At 31.8% G+C, this 5,566-nt stretch carries 5 protein-coding genes; 2 read left to right on the top strand and 3 right to left on the bottom strand.

Features of this window, described 5'->3' with window-relative positions:
- On the top strand, nt 1-1,497 hold a 1,497-nt coding region (locus AB5213_RS16780), incomplete at its 5' end, for a type IV secretory system conjugative DNA transfer family protein (RefSeq protein ID WP_368276998.1).
- Nucleotides 1,490-1,876, top strand: a complete 387-nt coding sequence (locus AB5213_RS16775) for a helix-turn-helix domain-containing protein (protein ID WP_005647356.1) — start codon at nt 1,490-1,492, stop codon at nt 1,874-1,876. The genes AB5213_RS16780 and AB5213_RS16775, both read left to right, overlap by 8 nt.
- A 431-nt stretch (nt 1,877-2,307) precedes the next feature.
- Here AB5213_RS16775 and AB5213_RS16770 read toward each other — a convergent pair whose 3' ends face one another.
- The 3 genes from AB5213_RS16770 to AB5213_RS16760 all read right to left on the bottom strand — a co-directional run.
- The gene (locus AB5213_RS16770) at nt 2,308-2,736 is read right to left on the bottom strand and encodes a hypothetical protein (RefSeq protein ID WP_005780925.1); all 429 of its coding nucleotides are present in this window, start codon (nt 2,734-2,736) and stop codon (nt 2,308-2,310) included.
- A gap of 43 nt (nt 2,737-2,779) precedes the next feature.
- Complete coding sequence (locus AB5213_RS16765) at nt 2,780-4,459, bottom strand: MAC/perforin domain-containing protein (RefSeq protein WP_005647359.1); 1,680 nt, start codon at nt 4,457-4,459, stop codon at nt 2,780-2,782.
- A gap of 9 nt (nt 4,460-4,468) precedes the next feature.
- A partial coding sequence (locus AB5213_RS16760; RefSeq protein WP_368276997.1) for a hypothetical protein occupies nt 4,469-5,566 on the bottom strand: 1,098 nt, incomplete at its 5' end.

Below are 5,566 nucleotides of genomic sequence, written 5' to 3'. Positions count from 1 at the left end.
ATAGAGAATGAAAGCTTTGAACAATCTAAAGACAAGGTAGAAACAGAATACTCTGTCAATATTCCGATGAAGTTTTTCTACAATAGAAAGTGGCATAATGGATGGCTGAATATATGTAACTGTTTTCGTGGAACTTTTGTAATAGGAACGCCCGGAAGTGGTAAATCTTTTTCTGTTATAAATTCTTTTATAAGACAACATTCAGCTAAAGGATTTGCAGAAGTTGTTTACGACTTCAAATTTCCTGAACTTGCTAAGATTGCATATTATAATTATCAGAAGAACAAGCAATTAGGGAAAATACCAAGTAATTTCAAGTTCAATGTCATTAATTTTTCTGATATTGAATATAGTAGAAGAATAAATCCATTGAAACGAGAATATATAGAAATCCTAGCAGATGCAACAGAAACGGCAGAAGCATTATATGAGAGTTTACAAAAGGGTGATAAGGGAAGTGGAGGTAATAGCGATTTTTTTAAAACATCAGCAGTAAACTTGTTAGCAGCTTCTATTTATTTTTGGTCTAGATATGAGAATGGCAAATATTCAGATTTACCGCATGTACTGGCTTTTCTTAATCAAGAATATGATGTATTATTTAAAGTCCTTTTTTCCGAACCTGAATTAAAATCACTAGTTTCCCCATTTGAAGCTGCATATAAATCAGGAGCAGTGGACCAATTAGAAGGACAGATGGCAAGTCTAAAAGTACAGTTATCAAGACTGGCAACTAAAGAATCTTTTTGGGTATTTAGTGGCAATGATTTCAATTTAAAAGTATCAGATAAAAAAGACCCTAGTTATCTCATCATTGCAAATAATCCTAAAACACAAAGCATGAATAGTGCTTTAAATGCACTTATCATTAACCGATTAACTAGACTTGTCAATACAAAAGGTAACTATCCTACTTCAATCATAGTAGATGAATGTCCCACATTATATTTTTATCAACTTGCAACACTACTTTCTACTGCACGTAGCAATAAGGTTTCAATTTGTTTGGGATTACAGGAACTACCGCAATTAGAAGAACAATACGGCAAAGCTACCGCAAAAACTATAACTTCTATTATAGGTAACACTTTATCCGGGCAAGCTAAAGCTCCTGAAACTTTAGATTGGCTACAAAAACTATTTGGAAAAGTTAAGCAAGTAAAAGAAGGTGTTACCATCAGAAGAAACGAAACAACAATTAATATGAATGAACAAATGGATTTTGTTATCCCGGCATCCAAAATTTCTTCATTACAGGCTGGTACATTAGTAGGGCAAGTTGCATTAGATTTCGGACAAGAAGATAATTTTCCAACAGCAATGTACCATTGCAAAACCAATTTAGATTTAAAAAAAATTAAGAAAGAAGAAGAAGCCTACAAAGAACTGCCAAAAGTATATAACTTTGGGACAGCAGATAATAGAGAGAAATTACTGCAAAAAAACTTTAAAAGAATATACGACGAAGTAGAAACAGTAATAGAACAATATGTATAACATAACATTACCAATTTTAGGCACAAGGTTAAAGCAAATCCGAGAGCATATAGGATATTCCCAAGCTCAATTAGCAGAACAGCTAAACTGTAAACAAAATGCGATTTCAAATCTTGAACTAGGAAAAGGGGGCAGCCTAAAACTTTTATTTCAAGTGCTGAATTTTTATTCTAACTATGTTTTTATAGATTTAATATTTAGTGAAAAGTTCTATCTGATTTCTAATACAGAAGAAGATGAAGCACAAAAAGCCAACTATAATTCTGTTATAATAGAAATTATTAGACAATCAGAAAAAAACTATGAAGATGCTATGTCAAACGCTAAAAAAGAACTAGAAACTAATCTTCAAAAAGCCATCAATTTATTACAGCCCTAATAAAATAAAAGAGAGTATTTTATACTCTCTTTTATTTTCCAATATTACTTTAAAGAATTGATACCAGCCCTTTTCAAGTTCTGGCGCTGATGGGCGTATATAGCATGATAAAATGATACCGAATTTTCATTCCTGGCACACCCTGTAGAACGACCTTTTGATACCAAATACAAAAAGTTGCCGGAAGCCGGACACAAAAAATTGATACCATAAAACGATAGGGAAAAAGAACAGGAACAAAATACCATATTATATATAAATAATATGAATATGTGATTAATATCCTTCACTCCCCGAAACCCAGAAAGAGCAACACGAGAATCTTCTTTTCCCTATGTCCATTTCATAAAAATGATACCAGTATAATAACAAATACTTATAATATGAAAAGAGAGCATCCAAATACATACCTTTTAAAAATACAATCGAAATCAATCTATCCTATCTAATTCTATTATAGCTACTTTCTCTTTATCTGGACTTGCTTCATTTTGTATAAGAGTTATATGTTTTTGGGTATAGCTTTTAATAACCCAAGGAGCACCACCTAAATATAAAGCATTGCTATTAAATATGATATATTTTCCTTCTATTTTGTAAGTAATATCAATTTCATCGTAACTTTCCCAATTTACTTTCCCCGATTGAGTATCTATAAATTGCATACCTACTCCCATATTGGGAACTACCCAAGCATCACAACGACCTGTACCACGCCATGAGGTTTGATATAGTTTTTGGGGAGTAAGTTCTCCTATTTGTACCTCTGGATTTTTATCATCACAACTTGTAAAACTTATGTTTACTAAAAATAATGCCCAAAGCATTAATAAGCAAGATTGTTTAAAATAATGTACCATGTATTAAAATAGATTATATTAATATAAATACCAGACTTCAAAATTACAATCCTATAATTGTGTATAGATTTGCTAATGTTGCTATTGAAATCTGTTTTTCTACTAAATTAGAAGCCCATGAACTAAGACCATATACTTCCAGCAAACTCTCATCTCTTTCATCTGCAAAAAATGAAAAACAGAGTTTGGTAGTTGGGTCGTATAAATATTCCATATTAGTTGCCTCATGATAGTACTTACAGAAACCTTTTTCATTGAAGTTCTCCAAAACCATACATAGCGGAGAACGCATTTGAGGATTAATACGCTTTCTAGTATTATAACTTATCTGAATATCAGAGCTGAAATACCTTGATATTTCTGCCGATATAATTTGGGCTTTTTTGATAAAAACATTATCATCTTCATTTTGCCTTAATTCCGCATCCGTAGCATTACTTTTACTCAATACTATTTGGTCACCCTGTCTTGTTGTTAACACAGCAGCTACATCATATAAACTTTCTCCCGAAGCAGATGTCTTTGTCAATACTCTTGCAATCGTAATAGACGGAGTATAAAGTCTTGTAACAGGAAGAAGAATTTCCTTAGAAGTATCATCAAAACGTCTTTGAAAGTTTCTTTCCAGTACAAAATCCGACATTGGATATAATCCTTCTTCTATTAAATCAATCACTGTATGATTTTTTGAATCATTTAATGATTTTCTCCAAGATTGCAAGTTTATATTTATGTCTTTAAGTGCCATTGTAGTATTCACTACACCTGTTTCATCTTGAATACCACCCAATGTTTTTACACGTATAAATATATCTTGTCTTTTGTAAACTGTAGAATCAAAAGTACCATCCTTTCCATTAAATCCGAACGACCCATTAAGTGAATCACCTTTATATACAAGTGAAGCATTAATATTTTTCTCTAAGGATTTAGTTTTCTGTTCAACATTCGTATTTGAATCCGCATTACCCATATATTGCGCAAAAGCTCTTCCACCTGTATAATAACCAACAACAACAAAATCTCCATATGAATCAATGATAGATGATATAGGAGAGGTATATAAATTATTAATAAAAGACCTTCTTAAAAACTGCCTTGCAAACACTTTATTAGAACCATTGGAACTTAACAAGGTAAATTTGCCATGAGCAAACAATATATTCATTTCCCCATAAGCTTGTTCTTTTGATTCATTAATAAAAGTTCTAAATGTTTCGGTTGTCGTTTTCTTTTTCCCTATAGAAAAAAATCCTAGATTTAAAGAAAATCCACTTTTCACAGTTTTACTTATTGATGAAAAATGCGTATAATTATTAAAATCATAATAAGCAAACGATGACTGGTCGTTCCAGTTAGGATAATTTTCATCAATATATGATTCATCATATTCTTTTAGAGATTCAATATCAAGTATGGAATGCGTAAAGTTATCAAAATCACTTGGTATATAATTCCCCTTAAGCAATTTATAACCATAACCTAGATATTTATCAGTTCCCCCAATCATCTCACCACTTCTTGTCAACTCTTCATCAAAAGAAGGTTTTCCTGTAATAACATCTGGAAGAGATGGATTACGTTCTTGAAGAATCACATCATCACATGAATAATCAGTTTCAACCACTGTATTTTGCTGTGCGCATAAGTTCAAATCCTCTGAACAAGCTATAAACAATGGAGCTATAACAGATAAAATTATTATATATAATATTGATTTCATAATCTTTTCTTATTGCAGATTATTATTAGATAAACTTTTCATATATTCTTCTAAAGGAATTGTTACTATTTCGTCTGGTTTTGCCTTTGATGTAGTATTTATTATTCCATACCAAGAACCTTTAAATTTAACTTCTCTATCATTAGCCTCATTTCCATTACGATAAGTCATAGTAATAGTATAGTCAGCCTTTACACTATATTTCTTTAAATAAGTCGTTACTTTAATTAAAGATGGCTCATCAACTTCTACCGGAATAGTCACCGATAATGTTTTAGGTATCTCATACGTTGTGGAAGTATAAGGAGCTCTAGGCAAAAATATTGTTGAATCAGGCATTTCCCCACTACTAAAATTGCCAGGGGCAATAAATTGCCCAGCTATTATTGCAGGACGTAAAAACATTTGTTCTTCATTTGCCATTGGAATTTTCAAAGCTCCTTTTTCTGTATAACAAGAAGTGTCTTTTACATCTTTTTTTGCATAAATTGTAATATTTGATGGTCCAGCAACTGCTCCTGTCTGACCATTTGAATACACAACAACAGGGTCTAATTCCGTCACTACAGCTTTAGGTTCAAATGCTATTTCTTTTACTTTAAATTTATCCTGAAACTCTAATAGAAACTCTTGCTGTGGTTGCTTATTATATTTTGCATACCCTACCTGCCCATTACTCTTTACTTCTATAGAATAATTAAACACACTCCAAGGATTATTGGGGTCTGCCGTTCCTAAATATGTCTGATTTTCAATATTAAAATATCCTTTATATGTTGATGGTATAAGGTCCCAACTTCCAGAACTTATATCTTCCGAGTCCCAAACAAAAACAAGTTTATTGTTTGGGTCATTGTTATATTGACCACAAACCAATGGCTTATTATAAGACTTTGAATAAATCAAATATGGTATTCCACTACTAGGTGGCAAAATCTTTAAATAGAATTTTGAAGAACTATAAGCTGAAAGTATCAATTCTTTTCTCATTCCTTGAGTAGAAAGATAAGGCTGTCCAACCACTCCACCTCCTCTGACTTTCAACGCAAAAGGAAGCTCTCTAACAGCATACATATTTGATGAATAAAATTCATCTGTCTCAGGATA

The organism is Coprococcus sp. RTP21204st1_G4_RTP21204_210225 (assembly GCF_040915385.1).
GTDB classification, from domain to species: Bacteria; Bacillota; Clostridia; order Lachnospirales; family Lachnospiraceae; genus Allocoprococcus; species Allocoprococcus comes.
Note: the sequence above shows the minus strand (reverse complement) of the source record. Positions and strands in the feature narration are given on the sequence as shown.

Bases quoted from the DNA above. Each gene is read 5' to 3' on its own strand.
- AB5213_RS16765 (WP_005647359.1), bottom strand. From the start codon at position 4,459: ATGAAATCAATATTATATATAATAATTTTATCTGTTATAGCTCCATTG.
- AB5213_RS16775 (WP_005647356.1), top strand. From the start codon at position 1,490: ATGTATAACATAACATTACCAATTTTAGGCACAAGGTTAAAGCAAATC.
- AB5213_RS16770 (WP_005780925.1), bottom strand. From the start codon at position 2,736: ATGGTACATTATTTTAAACAATCTTGCTTATTAATGCTTTGGGCATTA.